This is a genomic window from Methylobacterium mesophilicum SR1.6/6 (assembly GCF_000364445.2).
Classification (GTDB): domain Bacteria; phylum Pseudomonadota; class Alphaproteobacteria; order Rhizobiales; family Beijerinckiaceae; genus Methylobacterium; species Methylobacterium mesophilicum_A.
The window spans coordinates 3,830,016-3,855,962 of record NZ_CP043538.1 but is presented as its reverse complement, the minus strand read 5'-3'; the positions used below and the strand labels follow the sequence as shown (position 1 = coordinate 3,855,962).

The window sequence follows — 25,947 nt, the reverse complement described above, 5'->3', positions numbered from 1 at the left end:
GCACCGATGGCACGCTTCGACCTCACCGACGACTCGGTCGTCGTCATCGTCGGCTCCGGCGCGGGCGGCGGGACGCTCGGCAACGAATTGGCCCAGCGGGGCATCAAGACCGTGATCCTGGAGGCCGGCGACCGCTACGAGATCGCCGATTTCGTCAACGACGAGTGGGAGAGTTTCGCCCAGCTCGCCTGGAAGGACGCGCGCACCACCTCGGGCGACTGGCGGGTGGCGCGCGACTTCCCCAACCTGCCGGCCTGGATCGTCAAGGCGGTGGGTGGGACGACGACCCACTGGGCGGGCGCCTCGCTGCGCTTCGAGGACCACGAGTTCCGCACCCGCGACCATTACGGCGACGTCGCCGGAGCGAACCTCCTCGACTGGCCGGTGACGCTCGCCGAGCTGGAGCCCTGGTACGCCCGCGCCGAGGACAAGATGGGCGTGACCCGCACCAACGGCCTGCCGGGCCTGCCGGGGAACAACAATTTCAAGGTGCTGCAGGCCGGCGCCACCAAGATCGGCTACCGGGAGGTCCATACCGGGCGCATGGCGATCAACAGCGTGCCCCGGGACGACCGCTCCTCGTGCATGCAGATCGGCTTCTGCTTCCAGGGCTGCAAGTCGGGGGCGAAGTGGTCGACTCTCTACACCGAGATCCCCAAGGGCGAGGAGACGGGCTATCTGGAGGTCCGCCCGAAATCCATGGTGGTCAAGATCGAGCACGACGCGGCCGGCAAGGTTACCGGCGTGGTCTACGCCGACGCCACCGGCGCGATGCAGCGCCAGAAGGCCCGGATCGTCGCGGTGGCGGGCAACTCGATCGAGAGCCCGCGGCTCCTGCTCAACTCGGCCTCGGCGCGGTTCCCTGACGGCCTCGCCAACTCCTCCGGCCAGGTCGGGCGCAACTACATGCGGCACACCACCGGCACGGTCTACGGGATGTTCGAGCGGCCGGTGCACATGTACCGGGGCACCACCATGGCGGGGATCGTGCGCGACGAGGCCCGCCACGACCCGTCCCGGGGCTTCGCGGGCGGCTACGAGCTGGAGACGCTCTCGCTGGGCGTGCCGTTCATGGCGGCGTTCCTCAATCCCGGCGCCTGGGGCCGCGGCTTCACCTCGGTGCTCGACAACTACGCCAACCTCGCGGGGATGTGGATCGTCGGCGAGGATCTGCCCCAGGCCCAGAACCGCATCACCCTCGACCCGGCGGTCAAGGACGCGCAGGGCATGCCGGTGGCGAGCGTCCACTACGACGACCACCCCAACGACACGGCGATGCGCGCCCACGCGTTCCGCCAGGGGGCGGCGATCTACGAGGCGGTGGGCGCCACGAAAACCTTCCCGACCCCGCCCTATCCGAGCACGCACAACCTCGGCACCAACCGGATGAGCGCCAAGCCGCAGGACGGCGTGGTCAACGCCCTCGGGCAGACTCACGACGTGAAGAACCTGTTCGTCTCCGACGGCAGCCAGTTCACCACGAGCGCGGCCTGCAACCCGACCCTGACCATCGTGGCCCTCGCCATCCGGCAGGCCGACACGATGGCCGGGATGATGAGCCGGGGCGAGATCTGATGATGCGCCCGCGCCGCTTCCGGACCTGGTCCCTCGCCCTCCTCGTCGCGGCGCTCTCGGGCGCCGCCCAGGCCCAACCCCGCCCCGGCGACGCGCTGCCGCCGGACGCGGCGGCGACGCCCGGTACGAACAACAGCACGGTCGGCAGCACCGGCCAGACCCCGAACGTGGCTTACCCGCAGGCCCCCGCCGCCACGCCGGCCGCCGAGGGGGCCGACCGGGCCCGCCCGCCGACCGAGCGGGAGAAGGAGGAGCAGAAGCTGCGCTGAGATCCGCCGCGTCCTTGCGAGCGGCGCGAAGCAACCCAGGGCAGCGCGACCTCGGCAAACGTGGCGCAGCTGGATTGCTTCGCTCCGCTCGCAAAGACGGCTGGCCCCGCATCGACAGGAGGAATCCATGTGGACTGACGCGCATCCCGTCGCCGTGGCGCCCCCCGCCCGCGCAGCCGGTCGGATCGGGCCGGCACGCCTCGCCCTCGTCCTGCTGACGGCCGCCGCCCTGCTCGGCACCGCCGCCGTGGCCGTACGGTCGCCGGCCGTTCCCGTCGAGCCCGACCTCGCGCGGGTGATCCGCTTCATGGCGGTGATCAAGGGCGGGTTCGCGCTGGCCGCGCTCGCGGCCGGTTTCTGGCGCCTCGCCCGGCCGGCGGCGCCCTGGCGGACGGCGATCTACGTGGCCGGCCCGCCGGCCATGGCGGCCGGGGCGCTGGCGCTGGGGACGCTCCACAGCCCCGCCCTCGCGGCGGCGGCGCTGCATCTCGGCCTGCTCGCGGTGGTGGCGGCCGCTCTGACCGATGCCGACTTCCTGCCCGACCGGCCGCTCCTCGGAAGGCACTGGGGAAGGCGCTGACACCGCTTCCGCGCCGCGTCGGCAGGCGCGAGAGCGCTCGTAACAGAAAGGGAGCTCACCGGCCGCGGCGCAGTCCCAGACCGTGCCTCCGGCGCGCGAAAGCAGCCCGCGGGCCGGTCTCGCTCATGAACTTGAACAGGTTCTCGGCTTTGGCGCGCTCAGCGCAGGGCGAGCATCTGCACCGCCTGCGTGGCGACGTGCTGTACCGTCGGCAGATCGTAGGCGTAGACGCGGCCGGCCAGGATCGCCAGGGCCAGCGTCCAGAAAACCGCGCTGCCGACGCGCCGGGCGGTGCGATCGCCGGCCGTGTCCGCACAGGTGCGCGCGACGCCGTCCGCGACGGGCTCGCCGAACGGATCGAAGGTCGTCGCCTGGGTTTCGGAGAGGCTGCGCATGTCGGGAAATGTCGCGTCCGGGACGTCTCCGCGCAATGGAGGCGTCTTTCGTATTTCGCGGGTGCGAGAGACACTTGTTCTCTACCCGCGCCGGGTTGCGAACATCTTCTTCTCTCGGTCCCGATCAGGACCCGGCAAGCCCGATTCATGCCCCCGGCCGGAGCCGTCCGGGGTCGTTCCCGCCGGGGTGTGATAGGGCATGGGTTCCCGGCGGCCCCGCAGGGGCTCGCGGCTGACCTGGCGCCACGCCCCAGGGGGCTCTCCGGCGGCCCGGCGCGCCGCCTCGGAGGCCAGGATCGGGACGCCGTGCTGCTTGGTCGCCTGCTCCAGGCGGGCCGCAACGTTGACGGCGTCGCCCAGCACCGTGAACTCGTAGCGCGCCTCCTCGCCGATGATCCCGCAGAACACCTCGCCATAGTGGACGCCGACCCCGATGCGCACGGGCTCCGCCCGCGCGGCCCTGGCGGTCCAGCGGGCGATCACCGCGACGAGGTCCCGGGCGAAGGCGAGGGCGCGGGTGGCGTCGTCGGGCCGGGGCTCGGGCAGCCCGAACACCACCAGGGCGCCGTCGCCGATGAACTTGTCGACCACGCCGCCCCGCAGCCGGGCCAGCCGCGTGACCCGCCGCCGGAAGGCGGACAGGAACTCGGAGAGGGCGTGCGGGTCCAGGCTCTCGGCCAGGGCGGTCGAGCCGCGCATGTCGACGAACACGATCGCGGCGTCTTGGCGGCGTCCGGCCCTGAGACTCCCGTCGTCGTCGGCGAGCCGTAGGACCAGCTCCCGCGGCAGGAAGCGCGACAGCCGGTTGCGCCGGTTCGCCTCCCGGAGGCCCGAGATGGCGAACAGCACGAACAGCACGGTGAGGAGGCCGACCAGGATCCAGATCGCCAGGGCGATCCGTGAGACCTCCGCCTGGCGCCGCTCCATCCTGTCCGCCTCGTGCGCCTCCATGCGGCGCACGAGGTCGCGGATCGCGTCCATCACGGGCTTGCCCCGGCCCTTGGCCACGGCGGCGCGGGCCGCCGCGGCGTCGCCCCCGCGGCTGAGGGCGACGCTGGCGTCGAGTTCGTCGAGCTTCTCGCGGATCAGCCCGGTCAGGACGTCGCACTCGGCCCGCTGGTCGGGATCGTCCTGGACGAGGTCGCGCAGCAGATCGAGCTGGCGGTCGACGTTCACGCGGCCTTCCGTGAAGGGCAGCAGGAAGGCCTCGTCGCCGGTGAGCAGGTAGCCCCGCTGGCCGGTCTCGGCGTCCTGCACCGCCGACAGCACCCGGGCGAGGCGCCCGTCGACCGCCACGGTGTGGCGCACGGCGTCGATGCCGCGCTGCTGGTAGAGGAAGGCGCCGAGCGCGATGGCGGTCATCACCAGGATCGTGGCGAATCCCACCGTCATCCACGTCACCGTGCGCGAGCGCAAGGTCCGCCTCACCCGTCCGGCGACCCGCGCCCGCATCGGAACATCGGTCGGCGCCGGAACGGTCCGATCGGCGGCTGGAAGACGCCCGCTGGTGGTCGAGACAGCCATGTCAGGCGCCGGCCGCCCCGTGCAGCCGGACGGGGCGGCCTGTCCGCGCCTCGGCGGCGTCCGCCCGTGTCCGGCAATCCGCGATGGTCGCCCGGGCCGTGTCGATCGCGACCGCGGCGGCCGACATCGTCTTCGTGTCGGGCTCCCGTTCCCGGGCGTAGCGCACCACGTCCATGGCGAGCGCGTCGACCTCGACAGTGAGCGCCTCGATCGCCGCCGGGTCGCGCAGCGCCCGGGCCTGCCCGGCGATCTCCAGGAGCCGGTCCATGATCTCGTCGATCCGCTCGCGGCGCAGGCCGGCGAGGCGCTGCCGGATCCAGGCGAGCACCGACACGAGGCCGCCGGCCAGCGCGCCCAGGAGGTAGAGCGTGTCGCCGTAGCGCTCGATGAAGCCGTGCTGGTCGCGCTCGTAATAGTCGATCGCGCCGGGATGGATCGGGATGCGGGCGCTGGTCGCCGCCACGGTCGTGTCGTAGGCCGGGGCCTGGACGTACTCGGCGGCGTCGGTTCCTTGCGCGGCGGCGGTGCGCTTCTCGAAGAGCTGCTGGGTCACGTCGGCGGCCACCACGCGGCTCAGGGAGGCGCGCGCCATCAGCCGGTAGGAGGCGCCCACCGTCTTCACGTCGTCCGCCGGCAGCTTGGGACGGCCGCCGAACAGGCCCCCCGGGATCGTCACCGCCTGGAGCCGGGGAAAGCGCTCGATCACGGCGCCGTCGTCCTCCACGGCGACGAAGTCCACCCTGCCGCCGCGGGCGACCCCCTGCACCGCCGCCACCAGGGCCAGCGCCTTGGGTGCCGAGGGGGCGATGATGCTGACGAAGGCGTCGATCCGCTTCTCGCGGAAGGCGCCCGCCACCGCCTCCTGGTCGACCGGGACCAGCCGGACCGTGGAATCCCGCGCCGGGCCCTCCGCCTCCTCCAGGGTGAGGCCGTAATAGCCGAGGATGTTCCGCAGGAGCCAGAGGTCTGCGTCGCGGTGGGCCGCGATGCCGAGCCGCTTGCCGGCGAGCTTCGGGAAGCTCTTGATCCCGGCCTGTTCCGGGGAGGCGATCACCATCGCCTGATCGCGCAGGATCGCCAGGGTCAGCCCGTTGGTCGGCAGCAGCACGTCGGGGCGGACCACCGCGAGGTCGGCCCGGCCGTCCTGCAGGGCGGCGGCGCTCTCGCGCACGTCGTCGAAGGACAGGATCTTCAGCCGGACGTTCTCGCGGCCGGCGTCGAGGGCGTCCGCGTAGGCCTTGATCAGACCGGGCTCGGTGCCGTCGCGGGGGGCGACCGCGATGGTCAGGACCGTCGCCTGGAGCAGGACCCACGCCGCGACCCCGCCCGCGCCGAGGAGCGCGGCGCCCGCCAGCAGCAGGATCTCGCGGCGCAGGAGCCAGGCGGGGAGGGTCCACATCGCGCCGGGACCTCAGAACAGCGAGATCAGCACGATGCCGGCGACCATCACGGCGGCGCCGATCAGGCGCGGCGGCCCCGCCTTGACCTGCTTCATGCCGAACCAGCCGAAATGGTCCAGCGCCACCGAGGTCAGGAGGTTGGCGGTGATGAGCAGGCCGTTGAAGGCGCCGGCCCCGACCTTGTCGACGAAGAGCAGCCCGGCGAACACCGCCACCGCGCCGGTGATCCCGGCGAGCGGCATCCACCAGCGGACCCCCGCGATGTCCTCGCGGGTCGGCAGCGGCGAGGGCCGCAGCAGGAAGACAAGCGCGAACACGAACACCACGGGCACGAACGACACCGTGGCGGCGAGCCAGGGGTTCTCCAGGGCGCCCCGGAGCTGCGCGTTCCAGACGACGCCGATCGCCATGAGGGCGCCCGCCACGAGGATGAACGGGTAGAGCAGCTTGCCGCCGACGCCGGACTCGCCGCCGTCCTTCTTGCCGCCCGAGCGCGCGATGAAGGTGACGCCCACCGCCATCAGCAGGCCGCCGAGCCAGGGCATCGGCTTGAAGCCCGCGGCCTGCAGGCCGAACAGCCCGAGCGCGTCCATCGCGAGCGAGGTGAGGATGTTGGCGGTGAGCGTCAGGCCGTTGAACGGCCCGGCGCCGACCTTGTCGATGAAGGCGAGGCCGCCGAACACCGCCACCGCGCCGGCGAGCCCCCCGAGCGGCGCGTACCAGGGCATCTTGCCGAGGGATTCGAGGCTCGGCAGCGGCGTCGGCATGGTTAGGAACAGGGTCGTGAACACGAAGACGATGGGCAGGAACGACACCGTCGCGGCGAGCCACGGGTTGACGAGCCTGCCGCGCAGCTGCGCGTTCATGGCGTTGCCGATCGCCTGCAGCGCGCCCGCCACCAGGATGAAGGGATAGAGGAGGGCAGCCGTCACGCGCGCGGACCTTGGGTTCGGGGGGTCAGAGGAGGAGCAGGCCGGCCAGCGCCAGCACGAGGGCCGGGGGCATCACCAGCAGGCCGAGCTTGAGGAAGGTCCAGGCGCCGACATCCTGGCCCTCGCGGCGGATGGCGGTGAGCCACAGGATGGTCGCCAGCGAGCCCGTCACCGAGAGGTTGGGCCCCAGATCGACGCCGATCAGGATCGCGCCCGCCACCTTCTCGGGGACGTGGGAGGCCTGCACGGCGGCCCCCGCGATCAGGCCGGCCGGCAGGTTGTTGACGAGGTTGCACAGCACCGCGATCAGGCCGCCCGCGCCCCAGGCGGTGGCCTCCGGGGCGGCCTGTGCGTAGCCCTTGAGGAGATCGGCCAGCATGGCGAGCACGCCGGTCTTCTCCAGGGCCTCCACGAGCACGAACAGGCCGGCCACCAGCGGCAGCACGCTCCACGACACGTCCTTGGCCACCTCGACGAGGCCGCCGCGCTTGAGGAGCAGCACCACGATCGTGGTGGCGAGGCCGGCCACGAAGGTCGGCAGGCCGAGATCGAGGCCGAGCGCCGAGGCGCCGATCAGCACGCCGCCGGTCGCCACGATGCCGATCCCCGCCACGAGGCCGGTGCGGGTGAGCGCTACGGCCTCGACGTCGGTGGCGACCGTCTGGCCGCGCAGGGTCTTCGCCTGCGTCAGCCGCAGCACCGCGTAGGTCGTCACGATGGCGAGCAGGGAGGGCAGGGCGAACAGGCCGAGCCAGCGCACCAGCGGCGGCATGTGCTCGGCGAAGACCACGAGGTTGGCGGGGTTCGAGATCGGCAGCACGAAGCTCGCCGCGTTGGCGATGAAGGCGCAGATGAACAGGTAGGGAAGGGGGTTCTCCACCTTGGCGGCCTTGGTGGCCGCGTAGACGGCCGGGGTGAGCACCACCGCGCAGGCGTCGTTCGACAGGAACACCGTCACGACGGTGCCGACGAGGTAGACGAGGGTGAACAGCCGCGTCGCCGAGCCCTTGGCGGCGCGCACCGCGATTCCGGCGAGCCAGTCGAACAGGCCCTCCTTCCGGGCGACCTCCGACATCAGCATCATGCCGACGAGGAACAGGTAGACGTCGGTCCCCTTCAGCACGCCTTCCCAGGCGGTGGCGGGGGCGAGCAGGCCGAGGGCGACGAGGGCGCCGGCGCCGAGCACCGCCCAGATCGCCTCCGGCCAGGAGAACGGCCGCAGGATGACGCCGAGGGTCGCGAGGGCCGCGATCGCCCAGGTCGTGATGTTGGGGGTCAGCGTCAGCGCGCCCATCGGGTCCGGTCGTCCTCTATCGGGGTTTCGAATCGTGCGGTGCGGTGTGGAGCGCTTCGGGGCTGGGGACTACCAGTCCCGGCCGTGGCGGTTCGGGCCGAGCTGGTCGCCCCGGAGACCCTTCTCGGGCCAGGCGGAGAGCCGGTGGGCGTCGCTGCCGGGGCGGTCATGCGCGGGGGGCGGCACGAAGCTCGGGCCCACGGGCTCGATCACCTCGGTGTCGTCCGTGCCGGAGCCGTCCGCGACCGTGACGGCGAGGCGGCGCATGCCCTCCCGCCACGGGATCCGGGCATGGACCGTGCGGGGGCCATCGGGCCGCATCGGGTGGGGCGGACCGCCATCGACGCGCAGGTGGCAGCGCCAGTCGGCCTGCGGCCGGCCCGACAGCACGAGGGCCCGCGCCGAGATCGTGCCGTCGGGCACGTCGAGGGGCGCGGTGGCGAGGCGCCGGTCGGCGGGGCTCGTGACCATGACGAAGGGCAGCGCCCGGTCGAGGGGCTTGAACCGCCAGCTCGTCACGGGCCCGTCGATCGCCGCGACCGCGTAGCCCACCGAGCCGTCCTCGTTCTGTCCGACCGAGCGGGCCGCCGCGTAGAGCGTGCGCCCGTCCGGGGCGAGCTCGTTGTAGTGGGTGTGGCCCATCTCGACGAGGCGCACGCCGTGGTGGCGGATCAGGCCGGAGAGTTCCTCCCGCTCGTCGGGCACGCGGAGGTCGTCCGGGTAGGTGTGGGTGAAGATCGCGCAGGGCAGGCCTCGTTCGTCCGCCTGGGCCAGCTCGTCGGCGAGCCACGCGAGCTGGCGCGGACCGAGGCGGAAATCGAGGCCGAACCCCTTCTCGCCGTAGCCGGCGCTGATCATGTCGAGGAACAGGCAGCGCACCCCCGCGACGGTCTCGGCGTAGTAGGTCTGCGTGACGGGCGCCGGGTCGCGCGGGCGGGGCAGGTCGTGCCGGAGCGCCGCGTGCCCGCCGCCGCGGGGGCTGCCGGCGACCGCGGCGAACAGGGCGCCGAAGTCCGTCATCGTGCCGTACTGGCGGTCGTGGTCCCCGGCGATCAGGCGCACCGGCAGGTCCGGGTGCCGGTCGAGCGCGTCGCGCAGGAGGGCGTACTGCTCCGCCCGGCCATCCTCGGCGAGGTCACCCGGCAGGTAGGCGAAGTCGAGGAGGCCGTTCCCGTGCAGGCCCGCCACCTCGGCGAGGATCGCCCGCAGGTCGTCGGCGTTGCGGTCGCCCGCCCGCTCCAGATGAAGGTCGCCGATATGCGCGAAGGCGAACACGCGGTGATGCACGCTCATCGCGCGCCCGAGGTGCCGGATGCGACGGCATCCGACCTGCGCGATCCGTGAACCCCCTGAGCCATCGTACCCCCCGGACAGGCCCGACACCCCCGGCCGGAGATCGGCCGCGGCTGTTGCGACCGGCCTGACGTTTCGGACACGGCCGGGTTCCGGTGCTCGGAGGTGGCGTGCGGGAGCGGGCACCTACTTTTTCGTGATCGATGCTCCGAAGACGGGTCAGAGGCGGGAAGTGTCGGGAAAGCAGACACCTCGTGTCTTCTTCCCCGACATGCCTCGCGCCTTCGGGGACGACAGTTGCGCGGTCCGGGCAGAGCTCGCCGGGCGCGGGCAGAGACTTCCGCAGACGGCTCAGTGCACGCGGCGGAACAGGTCCGGCAGGTAGCGCTCCAGCGTATCGTGCCCCTCGAACTTCACGTCCACGGTGGGTGCGGCGCCGCCCGGCCGATGCACGCCCACCACCCGGCCGCGGGCATGGCGCCAGATTCCCAGGATCTCGGCGAGGTCGAGTCGCTCGAACATGACCTCGTCGCCCTGCGACATGGCCGGAGCGGGCCAGGCCGCCCGATGAGGTCGGCGGGGTGCCGCATCCTCTCGGGAAGGCTCTTCCCCCGCCTCCCGGGACGCGGAGGAGGTTTCGTTCGCGGAGTGCTCGCGGAAGAGCATGATCTTCACTAAGCCGTTGCGATATCGTGATAATTGCAGCTGAAGCCGGATCCGGCAAGGCTTGTTCCGGCCCCGAGGGAGCGCTACCAATCCGCACGCGGCCGCGCCTGCGGCCAGGCGAATCGCGACCCGGGACCGTCCATGGGCACCTACCTCCCCGCGTTGGCCGGCGGCCTGCTGATCGGCGCATCGGCCGCGCTGCTGCTCCTCCTGAACGGCCGGATCGCCGGCATCAGCGGCCTCGTCGCGAGCCTTGGCCGCCCGGGCGGCCACCGCCTCGCCGATGCCGCCTTCCTGCTCGGCCTGGTCCTCGGGCCGCCGGCCTTCGCGCTGCTGGCCGGGCACTGGCCGGACATGCGAATCCAGGCCGGGTTGCCGGTCCTGGCGCTGGCCGGGCTGCTGGTCGGCTTCGGCACCCGCCTCGGCTCCGGCTGCACCTCCGGGCACGGCGTCTGCGGCCTTGCCCGGCTGTCGCCGCGGTCGATCGTGGCGGTGCTGGTGTTCCTCGCCACCGGCATGCTGACGGTCGCCGCCGTGCGGGGGCTGGCGTGAGCGTGGCCCTGCGCGTCGCCGTGGCCCTCGCGTCGGGGCTCATCTTCGGGCTCGGCCTCGCCCTGTCGGGGATGCTCGACCCGGCCCGCGTGCGCGGCTTCCTCGACGTCGCGGGCGCCTGGGATCCGACCCTCGTCTTCGTCCTCGGCGGCGCCGTCACGGTCTCGGGGCTGGGCTATTTCCTGAGCCGCCGCCGGTCCGGACCGGTGCTGGGGACCCGGTTCGATGGGCCCAGCAAGCGCCGGATCGACGCGCCGCTCGTCGGCGGGGCGGCCCTGTTCGGGATCGGCTGGGGGCTCTCGGGTTTCTGCCCCGGCCCGGCCGTCGCGGCGCTCTCCACGGGCGCGACCCCGGTCCTCGTCTTCGTCGCCGCCATGCTCGCCGGGATGGCGCTCCACGATCTCGGGCGCGGCGCTGCGGAGCGCCGGGACACGGCCGCGCCGCCCCTGGATCCGCGCGGTGGAGGCACCCCGGCCTGAACCCAGTGGGTCGCAGCATTCCGATTTAAGAAATCGCGCGAGCGGAGATCGTTCGTATCGGCAGATCTCGATCTTTAGAATGTTCGGCCCGGTGTACTTGATCTAGACAGTGCTCAACAAGATCAGCCGGAGGCACTTGCGCCGCTCATCCTGCGGGATGGCCGGCCGTGCGCCGGTGCGCGCAGGAAGGCCGCCTCCGCGCACGATCCCGCCCTCCACACCCTGCCCTGGCTCGATCGAGCCGCCGCGAGCCAGAGTTCCGCCCGATGACGTTCCTGCGTTTCCTCGCCGCCCTGGGACTCGCCCTCTGCGCAGTCTCGGCCCGGGCCGAGAGCCTCAAGATCGGCACCGTCCCGGGCGCCTACAGCGACGCCGCCCACGTGGCGGCCCGGGAGGCCAAGGCCCAGGGCCTCGACGTCCAGGTCATCGAGTTCAGCGACTGGACGACGCCGAACGTCGCGCTGGATGCCGGCGACGTCGACGTGAACTTCTTCCAGCACCGGCCCTTCATGGAGAACGCCGCGAAGCAGAAGGGCTACCAGTTCGCGATCGTGGGCCTCGGGATCCTGCAGAATATCGGCCTGTATTCCCTGAAGCATAAGAGCTTCGCCGAGATCCCGACGGGCGGCACGGTGGCGATCGCCAACGATCCCGTGAACCAGGGTCGCGCCCTGCTGCTGCTCCAGAAGGCCGGGCTGATCACGCTGAAAGACGGGGTCGGCTTCCTCGGCACCCTCGACGACATCACCGCGAACCCCAAGACACTGCGATTCACCGAGGTCGAGGGGCCGCAACTCGTCCGGATCACCCGCGACGTCGATCTCGCACAGGGCTACCCGCACTTCATCGTGGCGTCCGGCAGCTTCGACCCGACAAGCGGCCTGATCTACTCCGGCATCGAGGACAAGCTCTTCGCCGTGAGCTTCGTCACCAAGGCGTCCCGCAAGGACGACCCGGCCATCGCCAAGTTCGTCAAGCTGTTCCAGAACTCGGACGCCGTGAAGCAGCAGATCCGCAAGTCCTTCGCCGACAGCGACAAGCTGTACCTGCTGGCGTGGCAGAACTGATGGTCGGCCTCGTCTTCGACAGCCTGCGCGATCCGGGCGACCGGATCGCCGCCGGACCGCGGCGCCGGACCGCCGCACAGGCGACCGTGACGACCTCGCCCGGCCGGGCCGCCGGCACGGTGCGGTTCGAGGCGGTCTCCAAGACCTACCGGACCGCCGCCGGGCCGGTCCAGGCCCTCGACGGCGTCGATCTCGCCATCCCGGCCGGGGCGATCTTCGGCATCATCGGCCGCTCGGGGGCGGGCAAGTCGAGCCTGCTGCGCACCGTCAACCGGCTGGAGTCACCGAGTTCCGGCCGGGTGCTCGTCGACGGCGCGCCCATCGACGCCCTCGACACGGACGGCCTCGTGGCCCTGCGCCGCCGCATCGGCATGATCTTCCAGCACTTCAACCTGCTGGCGGCCAAGACCGTCCGGCAGAACGTGGCGCTGCCGCTGTCGGTGGCGGAAATTCCCAGGGCCGAGATCGGCCCCCGGGTCGCGGAGGCGCTGCGCCTCGTCGGGCTGGAGGACAAGGCCGACACCTACCCGTCCCGGCTCTCCGGCGGGCAGAAGCAGCGGGTCGGCATCGCCCGGGCGCTCGTGAGCAGCCCCGAGATCCTGCTCTGCGACGAGGCGACCTCCGCCCTCGACCCGGAGACGACGCTGGCAATCCTCGACCTGTTGCGGGACATCAACCGCCGGCTCGGGATCACCGTCATCCTGATCACCCACGAGATGAGCGTGATCCGCGAGATCTGCAGCGACGTGGTGGTGCTGGAGGGAGGCCGCGTGGTCGAGACCGGGCCGGTCTGGCGCGTGTTCGGGGCGCCCGAGCACCCGACGACGCGGGCGCTCCTCGAACCGCTCACCCGCGGCCTGCCGGCGGATCTGGCGGCCCGGCTGCAGCCCCACCCCGTGCCCGGCGGGTCCGCGATCCTGCGGATCACCTGTGCCGGGCAGGGCGCGCCCGACCTCACGGGCCTCGCGGCGGCCGCGGGGGCGCCGGTGCGATTGCTTCAGGCCGGCATCGAGCGGATCCAGGGCCACGCGGTCGGCCGGATGCTGGTCGCCGTGCCGGGGACGGATCCGGACGTGGCGGAGCGGCTGCGGGCGCTCGGCGGGGAGGTCGAGCGGCTCGGCTATGTCGGCCCGGACTTCGAGGCGGCGTGAGGCCGCCGGCGAGCCGCTGTAACCGCACCCAACCCGGAGCCCCGCCATGACCCCGCAGATGATCGACCGCCTCTGGCAGGCCTCCCTGGACACGCTGTTCATGGTCGGCATCTCGGCCGGGATCGCGGTGCTGGCCGGCATCCCGCTGGCGCTGTTCCTCGTCACCTCCGGGCCCGGTGGCATCTTCCCGGCGCCGCGGGCCAACCGGGTGGTCGGCACCCTGGTCAACGGCTTCCGCGCCGTGCCCTTCATCGTGCTGCTGGTGGCGCTGATCCCGTTCACCCGGCTGGTCGCCGGCACCACCATCGGCGTCTGGGCGGCGATCGTGCCCCTCTCGGTGAGCGCCACCCCGTTCTTCGCCCGGATCGCCGAGGTCTCGCTCCGGGAGGTGGATGCCGGCCTGATCGAGGCGGCGCAATCCATCGGCTGCCGGCGCCGGCACATCCTCGCCCACGTGCTCCTGCCCGAGGCGCTGCCCGGCATCGTCGGCGGCTTCACCATCACGGTGGTGTCGATGATCGGTGCCTCCGCGATGGCGGGCGCGGTGGGCGCGGGCGGGCTCGGCGACGTCGCCATCCGGTACGGCTATCAGCGCTTCGACACCACCGTGATGATGGTGGTGATCGCGATCCTGATCGCCCTGGTCTGCCTCGTGCAGCTCGTGGGCGACACCGCGGTGCGGCGGCTGCGCGCCCGCTGACGGATCCGCATCCCCAGGCGATCCGCCCTGATCCTGCGACCGGGAGGCCGCCACCATGACCCTGCACCTAGACGATTCGGCCTCCGAAACCACCGGAGCGACGCCGGCTGGACGGAAGCAGATCCTGTTGAACGCCTTCGACATGACCTGCGTGGGCCACATCAACCACGGCCTCTGGACCCATCCGCGCGACCGCTCGTCGGACTACAACACGCTGTCCTACTGGACCGGGCAGGCGAAGCTCCTGGAGCGCGGGCTGTTCGACGGCCTGTTCATCGCCGACATCATCGGCGTCTACGACATCTACGGCGGCGGCATCGACGTCACCGCCCGGGAGGCCGTGCAGCTTCCGGTCAACGACCCGACGCTGATGATCTCCGCCATGGCGGCGGTGACCGAGCATCTTGGATTCGGCGTGACCATCAACGTCCACCAGGAGGCGCCCTACACCTTCGCCCGCCGCCTCTCGACCCTCGACCATCTGACCGGCGGTCGGATCGGCTGGAACGTCGTCACCGGCTATCTCGACAGCGCCCATCGCGGCCAGAGCGGCGGCGCTTTGCCGGCGCACGACCGACGCTACGACTACGCGGACGAGTATCTGGAGGTGCTCTACCGGCTCTGGGAGGGAAGCTGGGACGACGCGGCCGTGCGCCGCGACCGGGAGGCCCGGGTGTTCAGCGATCCAGCCCATATCCGGCCGGTGGTGCACCGGGGCGAGTTCTTCTCGGTCGCGGGCTATCACCTGTCGGAGCCGTCGCCGCAGCGGACGCCGGTCCTCTACCAGGCGGGCGCCTCGGGCCGCGGACGCGCCTTCGCGGGCCGCCACGCGGAATGCGTGTTCATCTCCGCCCGCGATCCGGCCACCGCCCGCGACGCGGTTCGCGCCATCCGGTCCGAGGCGGTCGCGGCCGGCCGGAAGCCCGACGACGTGAAGGTCTTCGTCGGCCTCGCGGTCATTCCCGGACGGACGCGCGCCGAGGCCGAGGCGAAGCGGGACGAGTACCTGCGCTACGCCAGCCCGGAGGCGGGCCTCGCGCATTTCTCCGCCTCCACGGGGATCGACTTCGCCCGCTACGGGCTCGACGAGCCGATCCCCTACGCGCCGGGCAACGCGATCCAGTCGGCCACCGCGGCGGCGGCCAAGCGCGGGCTGACGAAGCGCGACCTCCTCGCCGAACTGCAGCTCGGCGGCCGCTACGCGGTGCTCACCGGCGACGCGGTCTCGATCGCCGACGAACTGCAGGCCTGGATCACGGATGGCGAGGTCGACGGGTTCAACCTCAGCCGGATCGTCGTGCCGGAGAGCTTTTCCGATTTCATCGACATCGTGATCCCGGAGCTTCAGGACCGCGGCCTCTACAAGACCGCCTATGCCGAGGGCTCCCTGCGGGCCAAACTCTTCCGCCGGGGCGACCGGTTGCCCGGGCGCCACCCGGCCGACACCTTCCGGCACCCGGCCGCCGCGCGGTGAGCCGCCGCCTCACAGACTCTCGATCCAGTTGCGCAGGAGTGCCCCCGGACCGTGGCCCGGACCGGTCTCCAGCCGGTGAGGCGCGTCGCTGGGGATGAAGCCGAAGCGGCGCTTGAACGCGCGCCGGAAGGTCCGCTCGTCCGAGAAGCCGACCGCGTAGGCGACCTGCGAGATCCGCGGCGGCCGCCCCGGCTCGTGCCGGGCGAGCATCCGCATCGCCGCCATGAGGCGCCGGTCGCGGATATAGGTGACGATGCCGTTCGGCGCGAACAGGCGATACAGCGTCGAGCGCGACAGTCCCAGCCGCGCGGCGATCACCGCCGGCGTCAGCTTCGGGTTGCCGAGTTCCGCCTCGACGAGGCGCCGGACCCGGATCCGGACGTCCTGATGCGGGAACGGGCGCTCGTCCGCCTGCCCGCGCAACCAGCTGGCGCAGAGCTGGGTGATCGCCGCCGAGGCCGACAGGGCCTCGCGCCGGTCCAGCAGGTCGCCGCAGGCGACCACGTTCGCCACGAAGGTGTGGACCAGACGCCCGAACGGGTCGCCGTCATGATCGAGGGGGCGGCCGTGCAGGGCGTCCGGGTGGCAGCCCTGCTGCTCAAGCAGGGAGCGGGGGATCAGGACGTTCGTGGCGTCCACCGGACCGGCCACGATGCGCACCGGCTGCGCGAGGTCGAAGACGATGCACTGCACCTCGGTGACGGGATGGACGCACCGCTCCGTCTCCACGCGGCTCTGCCCGCTGCGGTAGAACTGCAGCAGGATGTGGTCGAGGCCCTGCTGGGTGACCATCTCCCGCGACCGCACCAGCGTGTGGGCCGGCGCGATCACGTCGCCGACGATGAGATCGCCGAGATGGTAGCTGCGCATCGCGATCGGGCGCGTCAGATCGGTCTCGGGCCGGAAGCCGACCGCGAAGACCGGTGCCAGATGCTCCCGCCATGCCTGACCGAGCGCGTTCGGATCATCGGGTGGCTCGAAGCGCAGGCAGGCGATCCCGGCTCCCTGCGTCTCCTCGATCTCCGGTGAGGCCGGGGCGGAGCCGGACTTGTCAGAGGACATCTGCGAGGCCGTCACATGAGAACACGCGGCCGGCATCCGGCCGAAACGCCGATCGCGCGTTCCAGCCATCCCACGGGTGCCTGACGGTAAACTGGGAAGACGCAGGGATCATCCGGCATCGGAAATCGAGGGCCTGCAGATGGAGCGGAGACGAGCGGACACGGCAATCCGACTTTCGTTTTGACCCATACCTGCAAAGACGGTCCGATAGCCACGATCGCGTGGCATGAAAACCGTCCGCTGTTTTGATGCATCGCCCGGGAATCTTGCGTCTCAAGGACGTCGCCGGCCGTGCCAGATTCGCCCACGAATCCAGCCCGAGACGGCGGGGGCGAGATGCAGGGCTCAAGGCCCGAACGAGGCGCGAGACATCGCATCGCGGCCGGAAAAGCTGATCGTAGCCTGACTTCGGCCTTCAACGCGCGGGCTGCGAACCGTCGGCCTCGACGCTGCGCATGGGGCGGCGCCGGTCAATGCCACACGGAATTGGGGCCTCGCCGCATGGTTAATGTTTCACGTGAAACGTGGCCTTATCCGTCGGTCACGACGAGACACGGCCCGGTGCCGTGATCGAGCCGCTGTGTGATCCCCAGGCCTCTCAGGATGACGGGGTGGATCGGAGGGTCGATCCAAGGCTTCCGGATTTTATATCGTGTGTTGTCCCCTCGGTACGCAGCGGATCTGGAGCGCTGGCCATGGCAGCTCGGTCTGCGCACGAATGGGTCTGCCACGTCACACCGCATCGTCACGCCGCATCATTGTTATCGATGCGCCCGGCTCATGCATGTGGTTGACAGGTCGATGCCGGCCGAAATCCTAACGATCGAAGTCCCTGGAGACTCTGTGTGGCCCTGACTTCCGCTCGGGACGCCCTGCACCTCGTCGTCGTTGGTGGTGGGTTCACCGGCGCGGCGCTCGCCATCCACGCGGTGCGGGCGGCGAACCGGCCGCTCGATATCACCGTGCTGGAGCCCCGGGCCGAACTCGGGCGCGGCATCGCCTACAGCACGCGGGATCCGAACCACCGCATCAACGTGCCGAGCGACCGCATGGACATCGCCGCTGCGGCATCGGGGGCGGCATCCGCATGGTTCCGGGCGCGCGGCCTCCTGAACGGCGCGGGGGAGGACGACAGCTACGTTCCCCGGGCGACCTACGGCGCCTATCTGGCTGACCTGGTCCGGCGAACCTGCGAGGCGGCCGGGGATCGGGTGCGCCTGCGCCATCGGCGGACGATCGCCACCGCGGTGATACCGCAGGACCGGGGCTGGCGGGTGGAGACCGGGACCGGCGCGGCGGTCGCGGCCGATCGCGTCGCGCTCTGCTTCGGCCACGGGCTTCCGGCCCCGCCGTGCCCCCTTGGCCCCGGCGTCGCCGCGAGCCGCGGCTTCATTCCGAACCCCTGGGCGGACGATGCCCTGGCGGCACTCGGTCCCGACGCCTCGGTCCTGATCGTCGGCACCGGCCTGACCATGGCCGACGCGGTGACGAGCCTGCGCGCCAACGGCCATCGCGGCCCGATCACCGCGCTGTCGCGGCGCGGCCTCCTGCCCCAGGCGCACGGCGTCTTCCTGACCACCCTCGACGTGCTGGGCGTCCGCCGTCCGGAGACGGCCCTGGAACTGCTGCGCCACCTCCGGCGACAGGCCGCGGCGGTCGATCCGGCCCTCGGCTGGCAGCCCGTCGTCGATTCCTTCCGCAAGGTCCTGCCGGATGTCTGGGCAACCCTGCCGCCCGGCGAGAAGCGCCGCCTCGTCCGGCATCTCCTGCCGTACTGGGAGGTGCACCGGTTCCGCATCGCGCCGCAGATCGCGGCCGGCCTCGCCCGGGCGCGGGCGGAGGGACATCTCATCGTCGCGCGGGCCGCGGTGACGGGGCTGCGGCTCTCCGGGGACGGGCGCCTCGCGGCCGAGCTGCGCCGGGGCGGCAGGCCGGAGCAGCGCCTGTTCGACGCGGTGGTGCTCTGCACCGGGCCGCAGCGCGACAGCGCGCGCAATCCGCTGGTGGCCGGCCTGCTCGCGGCCGGCACCGCACGGCGCGACGCGGCCGACCTCGGCCTCGCCGTCGATCGATGCAGCCGCGTGCTGGATGCGGCGGGAGCACGCCAACCCGGCCTCTACGCCTTCGGCCCGATGACCCGGGGCAGCTTCGGCGAGATGACCGGCGCCGCCGACATCGCCCACCACATCGAATCCGTGGTCGGCGGGCTGCTCGCCCCGGTCCGGTAGCGGCGCCTCAGCCGAACAGGGCGCGCGCCACCGCCTGCGGATCGATCGGCTTCTGACAGAGGGCCACGGCCCCGTGGGGCGGTGGCACGGTGCCGGGATCGTAGCCGGTGGCGAACAGGAACGGCACGCCGCGCGCCTGCAGGGCGTCGGCGACGGGGTAGACGAGTTCATCCTGCAGGTTGATGTCGAGCACCGCCCCGTCGATCGTGTCCGTGCGGGCGATCAGCGTCAGCGCCTCGTCCACGCTGGGGACGGGGCCGATAACCTGGGCACCGCCCTCCTCGAACCAGCTCTTGAGATCGACGGCGATGAAGTAATCGTCCTCGACCAGCAGGACCCGCCTGCCGGTGAGGGAGTGGGCAGAAGCGGTCACGCGGTTCTCCCTGTGGCTTCTCCGTCGGGGAGGGGGAGGTTGATGGTGCAGTGGAGCGCCGTGTCGCTCAGCGCGTAGCGGGTCTTCGCCTTGAGCGCGTAGGGCAGGGCCCGCTCGATCAGTTCGCGCCCGTACCCGCCCTGCGTGACCGGGCTCTGGCCGTCCCGCGCGCGGACGAGGCCCTCTTCCACCCATTCCATGTGGAGCCGGCCGCCATCCTCCGCCCTGCAGGTCCGCCACGTCACGCTCAGGCGTCCGTGCGGCGTGGTCAGGGCGCCGTATTTGAGCGCGTTGGTCGCCAGCTCGTGCAGGGCGAGCGCGAAGGTCTGCACCGTCGCCTTGCGCAGGCGCACCACCGGCCCGTCGAGCCGGATCCGCGCCTCTAGGGCCGGGGCATCGAGGGCGGCGAGTTCGGTCTCGATCAGGGCCCGCAGCGTGATCGGCTCTTGATCCGAGCGCGACAGCAGACCCTGGACGCGCGAGAGCGCGGACAGCCGGTCGTTGAACTGCTCCTTGAAGCGCTCGCCCGGCCCGGTCACCGCCATCGTCTGCTTGGCGATGGCGCGGACGACGCCGAGGAGGTTGCGGGTGCGGTGCTGCAGCTCGGCGACCATGACCTGCTGCTGCTCCTGGAACTGGCGCAGGTCGTCGATGTCGGTGGACGTGCCGAGCCACTCGACGATCCGGCCCTGGCCGTCGCGCACCGCCGTGGCACGGGTCTGGAACCAGCGGTAGCGCTTCGCGCCGACGTTGCAGAGCCGGTGCTCGTACGAGAGGTGGCCGCTGACGGCCGCGTCCCGCCACGCCGCCTGGGCGGTCGCGACGTCATCGGGATGGACCGCCTCGAGCCAGCCCCAGCCGAGGCTCCCGCTGTCGCTCTGGCCGGTATAGGCGAGCCATTGCGGGCTCGACCAGATGCAGGTGCCGTCGATCGCGGCGCGCCAGACCAGTTGCGGGATGCCCTGGGTCAGGGTGCGGAACAGCGCCTCGCTCTCGCGCAGGCGCCGCTCGGCCAGCACCCGCTCGGTGCTCTCGACCACGATCGCGATGACGCCGGCGGGGCGCCCGGCCTCGTCGAAGACCGGCGAGTAATCGAGGTTCATCCAGACCGGCTCGGGCCGGCCGTAGCGATGGAGGGTGAGTTCCTGGTCGCGGTAGGAGAGCGTTCCGCCGGCCAGCCCGACGCGCATCACGTGATCGTTGAACGCGGCGACTTCCGGCCAGCCCTCGCGCACCTTGGAGCCGAGGAGCTGCGGATGTCGGCCGCCCGCGAAGCCCGAATAGGCATCGTTGTAGATCATGATCCCGTCCGGCCCCCACAGCAGCACGATCGGCACCGGCGACAGCAGCAGCGTCCGCACCGCGAAGATCAGGCTCTGGGGCCAAGTGTGGATCGGGCCCAGGGGGGTCCGGCTCCAGTCGTAAGTGCGGACGAGATCGGACAGCTCGCCGCAGCCGCCCGGGAGGATCCAGGCCTCCCGCCCATGGAGGCCGGCGGTCTGATCGTCTGACGGGTCGAGCGCAGGACGGGCAGAGATGGCGGCGATCCCGCGGCAGGCATGAAGGCGCCGTGGGGGCGCCGGCCGGACCGACCGAGCCGCCGATCCGGCCGCGACGCTACTATACGGCGATTTCCCTGTGTAGGGTCCAGCGGCTCCGCGACGCCTGGATCAGGCCGCGGCCCTCTCGACGGCCTCGGCGAGGCGGCTCGCGGCCTCGTCGCCCTTGTAGATCTCGTCCACCGCCTGCTTGAGCCTGGACGCGTCCTCCGTGCGGCCGAGGGCCTTGGCGTAGGCGGCCGCCGAGCCGAATCCGGCCAGGCCGTAATGCGACATGCGCTGGTACTGCGCGATGATCGCCACGTCGCGCAGCTTGCCGTCGCCCGGGGCTTCCTTGACGCCGTGCTTCAAGGCCTCGGCCACGAGGCCCTCCATGCCCTTGCAATGCTCGGGCTTGGTCTCGCCGCCATTGGCCTGGATCAGGCTCTTCAGCACGTCGGTGTGCTTCTGGATCCCGCCCACCGCGTGATCCAGCATCTGCTTCAGCTTGGCGTCGCTGACCTGACCGCCGAGCTGTTGCACGGCCCTCACCATCTGATCGTTGGCCGACCAGAGATCCTGCATCTCGTCGAGGTAGATCTCTTTCAGGCTGCCGGGTGCCGACATCGAAGCCTCCTGATGGGTTGCCGATGCCCGGTGAACCCCGGTCGAGAAGCGGTGTTCCGGGGAGCGTCCGGGGGCGCCGTCAGGCGCCGCGATAGCCCCCGGCGCCGTTGCCGGACGGGCTCTCGTGCCGGGGCTGCGCGCCGGTCGTGGTGTCGAAGGCGCCCATGTCGCCGGGTTCGGACTGGCCCGGCGAGCGGGCTCCCTGCGCCCGCTTCGCCACCGGCTCCGGCGGATAGGGGCGGCCACTCGGGGGATCCTCGGCAAGGGTCTCGCGGGCGGGGCCCGGGTCGGATTCGGGCATCGCGGCCTCTTGGTCGTGGGACGGTCGTTCTGGGCAAGGATCCGCGGCCGACCCGGTTCCGGCTCCCGGCACGATGCCCCGGCCCGCCGTTCCTTCATCATCCATTCCCGAGCGCCGGCGCCCTTCCTTGCGGCCTGAAACTCTAGCCGTTCTCCGGGAAGCGCCGGGCGAACCAGTCCCGCAGGATCTGGCGCTCGTAATAGAGGCCGCCGGTGGAGAAGCGCGGGTTGGACGTCAGCAGGAAGTTGATGTCGGTGACCGTATCCTCGCCCTGCGCGACGATACGGCCGCCACGGCGCAGGGTGTAGGCGAGGCGGATCCGCGGCGGCGTCGCGTCGGTCACCACCCGGAGGCCCGTCGGCGTCGAGAAACCCGGGCGGTCGAAACCCGCGAGGTCGACATCGAGGACGGTGATGTCGAGCCGCTCCCCGGGCCGGAGGCGGGCGTTGCCGAGATCCTGGAAGATCCGGGTCAGCTCCGCCAGGGTGACCCGGAGCGGCAGCCCGGATCCGAACCGGTTCTCGGCATCGGTGAAGCGCTCCGGTGCGGCATAGCGCACCTGCACGTCCGCCAGCGCCGGCCCGGCGCTCAGCAACGCCGCGAGGGTGAGACCGGCCCAGGCACCGGAAGCGCGCGTCGTCATCCCGAACCTCGTCCCGCCTGTGCCGATCGCGGCGGCCGGGCCGGGCACCGCTCGTCGGTGAGAACCGCCTGATGCCTCCGCCGTTTCCGCATTCCGGCCAGCCGCGGCCTGCGACGCGATGGCCGCGGGGGCGTTCATAGTCTCGCCGTGTTCCGGGCGCCACGTGGCGACTTCAGCCCGGAAGGGCCCCCAGTTCTGGGAGAACGACGGCATGATGAACTCTGTCCTGGCCCTGCTCACGGTCGTCGTGGTCCTGGCGGTCACCGCGCTGATCAAGCTGCCGCTCCTGCCGTTCCGGCTCATCGGCCGCCTCGTGCGGAGCCGTCCGGCCGCCGCCTGACCGGACGGGTCACGGCGCCGCGTCGATGGTGAAGGCCATCCCGCGGCCCGGACCGTGGTCGGAATAATCGACGAGCGCCAAGCCGCGCTCGGCCAGCGTCGCCGCGACGGTCTCCCGCTCCTTGCGCACCATCTGGCCGACCGCGAGGGGCGTCAGCCGCGGGCTCGCCCGGCGCAGCTGATCGACCGCGATGCTGGCCGGCACGCCCTCGCCCTCGGCGATCCGTGCGAGGGCGAGGCCCAGATCCCGGGCCTTCGTCTCGGCGGCCGTCTTCGGCTTGAAACCCATCCTGCTCCTCCTTCTCTCCGGTCCGAGTCTCTCCGGTCCAGGTCTCTCAGACCCAAGAGCCGGTCCCGCTCACGCGGCCCGGGCGTCGACGTTCACGTCCGGAAAGGCCTTGATCCAGACCCGCCGTCCGCGCGCGTCATAGACCTCGACCTGCCAGCCGAACCAATCGAACCGCTCCACGACCCGCTCCATCAGGGCGAGCGCCACCCGCTCGGCATGGACCCGCATCTGCGCCGCGTTCGGCAGCCGACTGCCCCTCAGGTCGGTCACCAGCTCGTGGCCGTCCGTGCAGTGGAAGCGGTAAAGCCTCATCGGCATTGACGTTTCCTCGATCAATCCACAGCGCTCCACCGCGATCCGAAAACGCGTCGCTCCGCCGGTTGAACTACCCGGGCCAATGCGCTTTGTTCATGAAATGTTCTAATCGGATTCGAGCCGCGATGCACGCAGATCCCGACGATGCGCCTGTGGAGATTCGTCTCAGGGAGGCCGAGCTGATCGCCGGCGCCTACCATCGGGCGGCGCGGGGCGATGTCTGGGGGGCCCTGGTGGCGGCCATCGCGGACGCACTCGCCGACCTCGACGAGGCGGAGCGCTGCATCGCGCGGCAGGGCGCGTTGATCTCGCGCGGCTATGCCCGCGGGCGAACGGGCGCGTGCGGGTCTGTCCTAATCCCGCGCCTGGATCGGCGGTGACGGCGGTTCGGGCGCGTCGGAGGCTCTCGTTCCGCTGCGGCGCGCATCCGCCGTCCGTCATCCCGGCGCGGCCCCGGGGGGCCGGCCGGGACAGGAAGACCGTTCAGGCGGCCCGGCCCTTGCGCTCGCGCTCGGCCATTGCGCCGGGCTGTCCGAGGCCGATGGCCTTGGCGAGGGCGGAGCGCTGCTCGGCGTAGCTGGGGGCGACCATCGGGTAGTCGGCCGGCAGGCCGTAGCGCTCACGGTAGCTCTTCGGGTCGAGGCCGTGGCTGGTGAGGTGGCGCTTGAGCGTCTTGTAGGTCTTGCCGTCGATGAAGCTGACGATGCCGTCGGGCCGGACCGACTTGCGGATCTGGGCCGCGCCGGGCTTGTCGACGTCCGCCGGGGCCGCCGCGCCGGTCTCGACCGTCAGCGTACCGGCGACGAGGCCGGCGATCGCGCCGTGCACGCGGGCGATCAGCGCCGGCAGCTCGGCGGGCGGAACGGAGTTGTTCGACACGTAGGCGGCGACAAGCTCGGCGGTGAGCGCGGTCAGGGCTCCGGCCTTCTCGTCGGATGCTTCGATCATAAGATGTCCTTTAGAACATGGTGCGGCTGGCTATAATCTGGGCTGCGGAAAGATTTAAAGGAAGTAGATTCGACTCATTATGGTTAATATATCGTAAAGATCCGGCGATGCGTGGACGTGAAGCCGGCTCCGCATCGCGGGAGGCCGAGGCGTTTCTTCAGGCGGGGACCGCCCGGTGAGGCCGGATCGTCGGCCGCAGGCCTGTGACGGAACGCGACGCGCGCCTTCTCCCGGGCAGGCCAGGGGAGAGGCCCCTTCTCAAGCGGGCGGGTGCGCGCGCTGAGACCACGAACCTGTGTCGTTCCCGGCCATCGCGGGGCTGGGTCGGGGGATCGGAGATCCCACGCAGGGGCGGTGCAGGCGGCACCGTTTCGCTGGACCCTTCACGAACCCCCACCCCTGGCCCGTCCCCACGCCCTCGAGCGATCCCGGGCGAGGCCGGGATCGCCAGGGGCGGGGACAAGGGTGCTCGTGTTCGGACAATGGCGTCAGACCGAGGCGGGTGGCTCCGCAAGCCCTGGGCGCGGGCGCGCGGGGTATCGGACCCTCGCCCGCCGACCCGGACCGGCGGGATGGCCGCGCCGTATCCGCGTGGGGGGCCGTCGCATCCGGCCGCGTCAGCCGGCCCCGTACCCGCCCTTGCGGTTGTCCGGCTGGCGCGGCGTCGGCCTGTCATCGTAGCCGCCGCTCTCGGGGGCCGCATCGGAAGCGGGATCCGCGGGGCCCGGCGCGTGCGGGCCGCTTCCGCCGATCGCGGGATCGACCGCCTTCGTCTCACGGGCCGGCCGACCCGGCGGAACCGAGCGGAAGGCTTCCCGCGCGGCCTCGACATCCTGTCCCATGCACCCCTCCTGTCCAGCCTTTCCGCAGGCTGTGACAGGCCAAAACCGCAGTCCAGGGCAAGTTCCCGAGCCCGCGCGCGAGGCCGGCGGTCCGTCACGCACCTGTGCCGGGCGCCTCCCGCTTCCCGCCGTCCCCGGCGGATGCCGGTTGCGCCGGGTCAGTGGGATCCGTGATCGCGCGCAATGGCGCGCCCGAGGCTCATCAGCAGCATGTCGGTGGCGATCCGGACCTCCGCGGCCGCGTCGTCGCCCAGCGTCCGCTTGAGGGCGATGGCCAAGTCGGTGGCCCGCTCCAGGGGGTTGCCCACCGCAGCCTCGCCGCTGAAGACGTAGCGATCCTCGCCCTCGCGCATCTCGGTGATGTCGATGATGATGCCGCGGGCCCGCACCGGGTGGCCGATCGCGTTCTGGAAGGTCCGCCCGCGGCTGAGCAGCCAGCGCACCGTCCCGTCCGCGGCCACGACGCGGTACTCGGCCAGCACCAGCCCCCCCGCCCTCACGGTCCGCTGGACATGATCCAGCAGCCAGTCGTGGTCGTCCGGATGCACGGCCGCCAAGGTCTCGGGACCGCTGATCTCGGTCTCGGCGCGCGAGGGGTCGCCGGTCAGGAGCCGCGCCGCGCCGGTATCGTACACCATGGTGCTGCGCACGATGTCCCAGTCCCAGGTCCCAACCACGCAGGAGGCGTCCAGGGCGGCGCGCAGCCTGTCGAGCGGTTCGCTGAAGCCGTCGATCGCGTTGATCGGCGCCTTCGAACGCTGTCCCATCGCCCAAAACCTCCCTGACCGTTCAGACTAATCTGGCGCAAGATCGTGCCAATTCACCCCGGTCCGCAGCAATATCACGGCTCCGCGATGAATCGACCTGTCGTCCGGCTCATCCGCGCGCAGGGCCGCGCGGGCGGCGGACCGGCCGCTGGCTACTTGCGCTGGCCGGTGGGATTGGGCGTAGCGGAGGTGTCCGGCGATACGGGCGGGTTGACCGGAGTTACCGTCGACCACGTGGCGGCGATCAGCACGATGGCGGCCAGCATGGCCGCGAAGATGCCGATGAGGGTCAGGCGCTTCATGGGCTGAACAGAGGTGTCCGGA

31 protein-coding genes are annotated in these 25,947 nt (G+C 71.6%); 12 read left to right on the top strand and 19 right to left on the bottom strand.

What is annotated here, in order from left to right; genetic code table 11:
* Positions 1-6 precede the first annotated feature (6 nt).
* The 3 genes from MMSR116_RS18490 to MMSR116_RS18480 all read left to right on the top strand — a co-directional run bounded on the left by MMSR116_RS18490 (position 7) and on the right by MMSR116_RS18480 (position 2,424).
* The gene (locus MMSR116_RS18490) at positions 7-1,575 is read left to right on the top strand and encodes a GMC family oxidoreductase (RefSeq protein WP_010687600.1); all 1,569 of its coding nucleotides are present in this window, start codon (positions 7-9) and stop codon (positions 1,573-1,575) included.
* Positions 1,575-1,844 carry a hypothetical protein gene (locus MMSR116_RS18485; RefSeq protein WP_039894968.1) on the top strand — a complete coding sequence of 90 codons (270 nt, stop codon included), beginning with the start codon at positions 1,575-1,577 and terminating at the stop codon, positions 1,842-1,844. Before MMSR116_RS18490 ends, MMSR116_RS18485 begins: the two co-directional genes overlap by 1 nt.
* Positions 1,845-1,971: 127 nt before the next feature.
* The gene (locus MMSR116_RS18480) at positions 1,972-2,424 is read left to right on the top strand and encodes a hypothetical protein (protein WP_010687598.1); all 453 of its coding nucleotides are present in this window, start codon (positions 1,972-1,974) and stop codon (positions 2,422-2,424) included.
* 158 nt (positions 2,425-2,582) lie between these two features.
* Here the strand turns inward: MMSR116_RS18480 and MMSR116_RS18475 are convergent, their stop codons facing one another.
* The 7 genes from MMSR116_RS18475 to MMSR116_RS18445 all read right to left on the bottom strand — a co-directional run bounded on the left by MMSR116_RS18475 (position 2,583) and on the right by MMSR116_RS18445 (position 9,805).
* The gene (locus MMSR116_RS18475; RefSeq protein ID WP_010687597.1) at positions 2,583-2,819 is read right to left on the bottom strand and encodes a hypothetical protein; all 237 of its coding nucleotides are present in this window, start codon (positions 2,817-2,819) and stop codon (positions 2,583-2,585) included.
* Between the two features lie 81 nt (positions 2,820-2,900).
* A complete protein-coding gene (locus MMSR116_RS18470; RefSeq protein ID WP_010687596.1) occupies positions 2,901-4,211 on the bottom strand; it encodes an adenylate/guanylate cyclase domain-containing protein in 1,311 nt (436 codons plus the stop codon).
* Positions 4,212-4,344: 133 nt separating this feature from the next.
* A complete protein-coding gene (locus tag MMSR116_RS18465; protein WP_010687595.1) occupies positions 4,345-5,742 on the bottom strand; it encodes a TAXI family TRAP transporter solute-binding subunit in 1,398 nt (465 codons plus the stop codon).
* 12 nt (positions 5,743-5,754) lie between these two features.
* The gene (locus MMSR116_RS18460; protein ID WP_010687594.1) at positions 5,755-6,675 is read right to left on the bottom strand and encodes a DMT family transporter; all 921 of its coding nucleotides are present in this window, start codon (positions 6,673-6,675) and stop codon (positions 5,755-5,757) included.
* A gap of 25 nt (positions 6,676-6,700) precedes the next feature.
* Positions 6,701-7,969 (bottom strand): arsenic transporter, encoded by a 1,269-nt coding sequence (locus MMSR116_RS18455; RefSeq protein WP_010687593.1) that lies wholly within the window; start codon positions 7,967-7,969, stop codon positions 6,701-6,703.
* Between the two features lie 69 nt (positions 7,970-8,038).
* Positions 8,039-9,262, bottom strand: a complete 1,224-nt coding sequence (locus MMSR116_RS18450) for a metallophosphoesterase family protein (RefSeq protein WP_039894967.1) — start codon at positions 9,260-9,262, stop codon at positions 8,039-8,041.
* Positions 9,263-9,613: 351 nt separating this feature from the next.
* Entirely contained in the window at positions 9,614-9,805 is a 192-nt protein-coding gene (locus MMSR116_RS18445; RefSeq protein WP_010687591.1) for a hypothetical protein, read from the bottom strand.
* A 264-nt stretch (positions 9,806-10,069) separates the two neighbouring features.
* On the opposite strand from MMSR116_RS18445, the gene MMSR116_RS18440 reads away from it, so the two are divergent.
* From MMSR116_RS18440 to MMSR116_RS18415, 6 genes are all read left to right on the top strand, one after another.
* Entirely contained in the window at positions 10,070-10,480 is a 411-nt protein-coding gene (locus tag MMSR116_RS18440; protein ID WP_010687590.1) for a YeeE/YedE family protein, read from the top strand.
* Complete coding sequence (locus MMSR116_RS18435) at positions 10,477-10,959, top strand: YeeE/YedE family protein (protein ID WP_051072333.1); 483 nt, start codon at positions 10,477-10,479, stop codon at positions 10,957-10,959. Before MMSR116_RS18440 ends, MMSR116_RS18435 begins: the two co-directional genes overlap by 4 nt.
* A gap of 266 nt (positions 10,960-11,225) precedes the next feature.
* Positions 11,226-12,026: a MetQ/NlpA family ABC transporter substrate-binding protein gene (locus tag MMSR116_RS18430; protein WP_010687588.1), complete on the top strand. Its 801-nt coding sequence runs from the start codon at positions 11,226-11,228 to the stop codon at positions 12,024-12,026.
* Positions 12,026-13,177 carry a methionine ABC transporter ATP-binding protein gene (locus tag MMSR116_RS18425; RefSeq protein ID WP_010687587.1) on the top strand — a complete coding sequence of 384 codons (1,152 nt, stop codon included), beginning with the start codon at positions 12,026-12,028 and terminating at the stop codon, positions 13,175-13,177. The genes MMSR116_RS18430 and MMSR116_RS18425 overlap by 1 nt, the downstream gene beginning before the upstream one ends.
* Positions 13,178-13,223: 46 nt before the next feature.
* A complete protein-coding gene (locus tag MMSR116_RS18420; RefSeq protein ID WP_010687586.1) occupies positions 13,224-13,877 on the top strand; it encodes a methionine ABC transporter permease in 654 nt (217 codons plus the stop codon).
* A gap of 55 nt (positions 13,878-13,932) precedes the next feature.
* Positions 13,933-15,351 (top strand): LLM class flavin-dependent oxidoreductase, encoded by a 1,419-nt coding sequence (locus MMSR116_RS18415; protein WP_010687585.1) that lies wholly within the window; start codon positions 13,933-13,935, stop codon positions 15,349-15,351.
* Between the two features lie 9 nt (positions 15,352-15,360).
* On the opposite strand, the gene MMSR116_RS18410 is transcribed toward MMSR116_RS18415, so the two are convergent.
* Entirely contained in the window at positions 15,361-16,413 is a 1,053-nt protein-coding gene (locus MMSR116_RS18410) for a helix-turn-helix domain-containing protein (protein ID WP_051072334.1), read from the bottom strand.
* Positions 16,414-17,258: 845 nt separating this feature from the next.
* On the opposite strand from MMSR116_RS18410, the gene MMSR116_RS18405 reads away from it, so the two are divergent.
* Positions 17,259-18,641 (top strand): FAD/NAD(P)-binding protein, encoded by a 1,383-nt coding sequence (locus MMSR116_RS18405; RefSeq protein ID WP_010687583.1) that lies wholly within the window; start codon positions 17,259-17,261, stop codon positions 18,639-18,641.
* A 7-nt stretch (positions 18,642-18,648) separates the two neighbouring features.
* Here the strand turns inward: MMSR116_RS18405 and MMSR116_RS18400 are convergent, their stop codons facing one another.
* The 5 genes from MMSR116_RS18400 to MMSR116_RS18380 form a co-directional block, all read right to left on the bottom strand.
* The gene (locus tag MMSR116_RS18400; protein WP_010687582.1) at positions 18,649-19,014 is read right to left on the bottom strand and encodes a response regulator; all 366 of its coding nucleotides are present in this window, start codon (positions 19,012-19,014) and stop codon (positions 18,649-18,651) included.
* On the bottom strand, positions 19,011-20,483 hold the full coding sequence (locus tag MMSR116_RS18395) for a sensor histidine kinase (RefSeq protein WP_085988074.1): 1,473 nt from the start codon (positions 20,481-20,483) through the stop codon (positions 19,011-19,013). The genes MMSR116_RS18400 and MMSR116_RS18395 overlap by 4 nt, the downstream gene beginning before the upstream one ends.
* A gap of 201 nt (positions 20,484-20,684) precedes the next feature.
* Entirely contained in the window at positions 20,685-21,179 is a 495-nt protein-coding gene (locus MMSR116_RS18390; protein WP_010687580.1) for a ferritin-like domain-containing protein, read from the bottom strand.
* A 79-nt stretch (positions 21,180-21,258) separates the two neighbouring features.
* Positions 21,259-21,480, bottom strand: a complete 222-nt coding sequence (locus tag MMSR116_RS18385) for a hypothetical protein (protein ID WP_010687579.1) — start codon at positions 21,478-21,480, stop codon at positions 21,259-21,261.
* Between the two features lie 142 nt (positions 21,481-21,622).
* The gene (locus MMSR116_RS18380) at positions 21,623-22,123 is read right to left on the bottom strand and encodes a DUF3016 domain-containing protein (RefSeq protein WP_010687578.1); all 501 of its coding nucleotides are present in this window, start codon (positions 22,121-22,123) and stop codon (positions 21,623-21,625) included.
* 211 nt (positions 22,124-22,334) lie between these two features.
* On the opposite strand from MMSR116_RS18380, the gene MMSR116_RS32275 reads away from it, so the two are divergent.
* Entirely contained in the window at positions 22,335-22,463 is a 129-nt protein-coding gene (locus MMSR116_RS32275; RefSeq protein WP_010687577.1) for a hypothetical protein, read from the top strand.
* 9 nt (positions 22,464-22,472) lie between these two features.
* Here the strand turns inward: MMSR116_RS32275 and MMSR116_RS18375 are convergent, their stop codons facing one another.
* Complete coding sequence (locus MMSR116_RS18375) at positions 22,473-22,751, bottom strand: hypothetical protein (RefSeq protein WP_010687576.1); 279 nt, start codon at positions 22,749-22,751, stop codon at positions 22,473-22,475.
* Between the two features lie 69 nt (positions 22,752-22,820).
* The gene (locus MMSR116_RS18370) at positions 22,821-23,069 is read right to left on the bottom strand and encodes a DUF6894 family protein (protein WP_010687575.1); all 249 of its coding nucleotides are present in this window, start codon (positions 23,067-23,069) and stop codon (positions 22,821-22,823) included.
* Positions 23,070-23,191: 122 nt separating this feature from the next.
* Between MMSR116_RS18370 and MMSR116_RS18365 the strand changes: the two genes are divergently transcribed.
* Complete coding sequence (locus MMSR116_RS18365; protein ID WP_010687574.1) at positions 23,192-23,446, top strand: hypothetical protein; 255 nt, start codon at positions 23,192-23,194, stop codon at positions 23,444-23,446.
* A gap of 103 nt (positions 23,447-23,549) precedes the next feature.
* On the opposite strand, the gene MMSR116_RS18360 is transcribed toward MMSR116_RS18365, so the two are convergent.
* The 4 genes from MMSR116_RS18360 to MMSR116_RS31400 form a co-directional block, all read right to left on the bottom strand.
* Positions 23,550-24,014, bottom strand: coding sequence for a MucR family transcriptional regulator (locus MMSR116_RS18360; RefSeq protein ID WP_010687573.1), 465 nt, complete (start codon positions 24,012-24,014; stop codon positions 23,550-23,552).
* A 617-nt stretch (positions 24,015-24,631) separates the two neighbouring features.
* Complete coding sequence (locus MMSR116_RS18355; RefSeq protein ID WP_010687571.1) at positions 24,632-24,856, bottom strand: hypothetical protein; 225 nt, start codon at positions 24,854-24,856, stop codon at positions 24,632-24,634.
* Between the two features lie 158 nt (positions 24,857-25,014).
* On the bottom strand, positions 25,015-25,623 hold the full coding sequence (locus MMSR116_RS18350; protein ID WP_010687570.1) for a PAS domain-containing protein: 609 nt from the start codon (positions 25,621-25,623) through the stop codon (positions 25,015-25,017).
* A gap of 152 nt (positions 25,624-25,775) precedes the next feature.
* A complete protein-coding gene (locus tag MMSR116_RS31400) occupies positions 25,776-25,925 on the bottom strand; it encodes a hypothetical protein (protein WP_010687569.1) in 150 nt (49 codons plus the stop codon).
* Between the last annotated feature and the right edge of the window lie 22 nt (positions 25,926-25,947).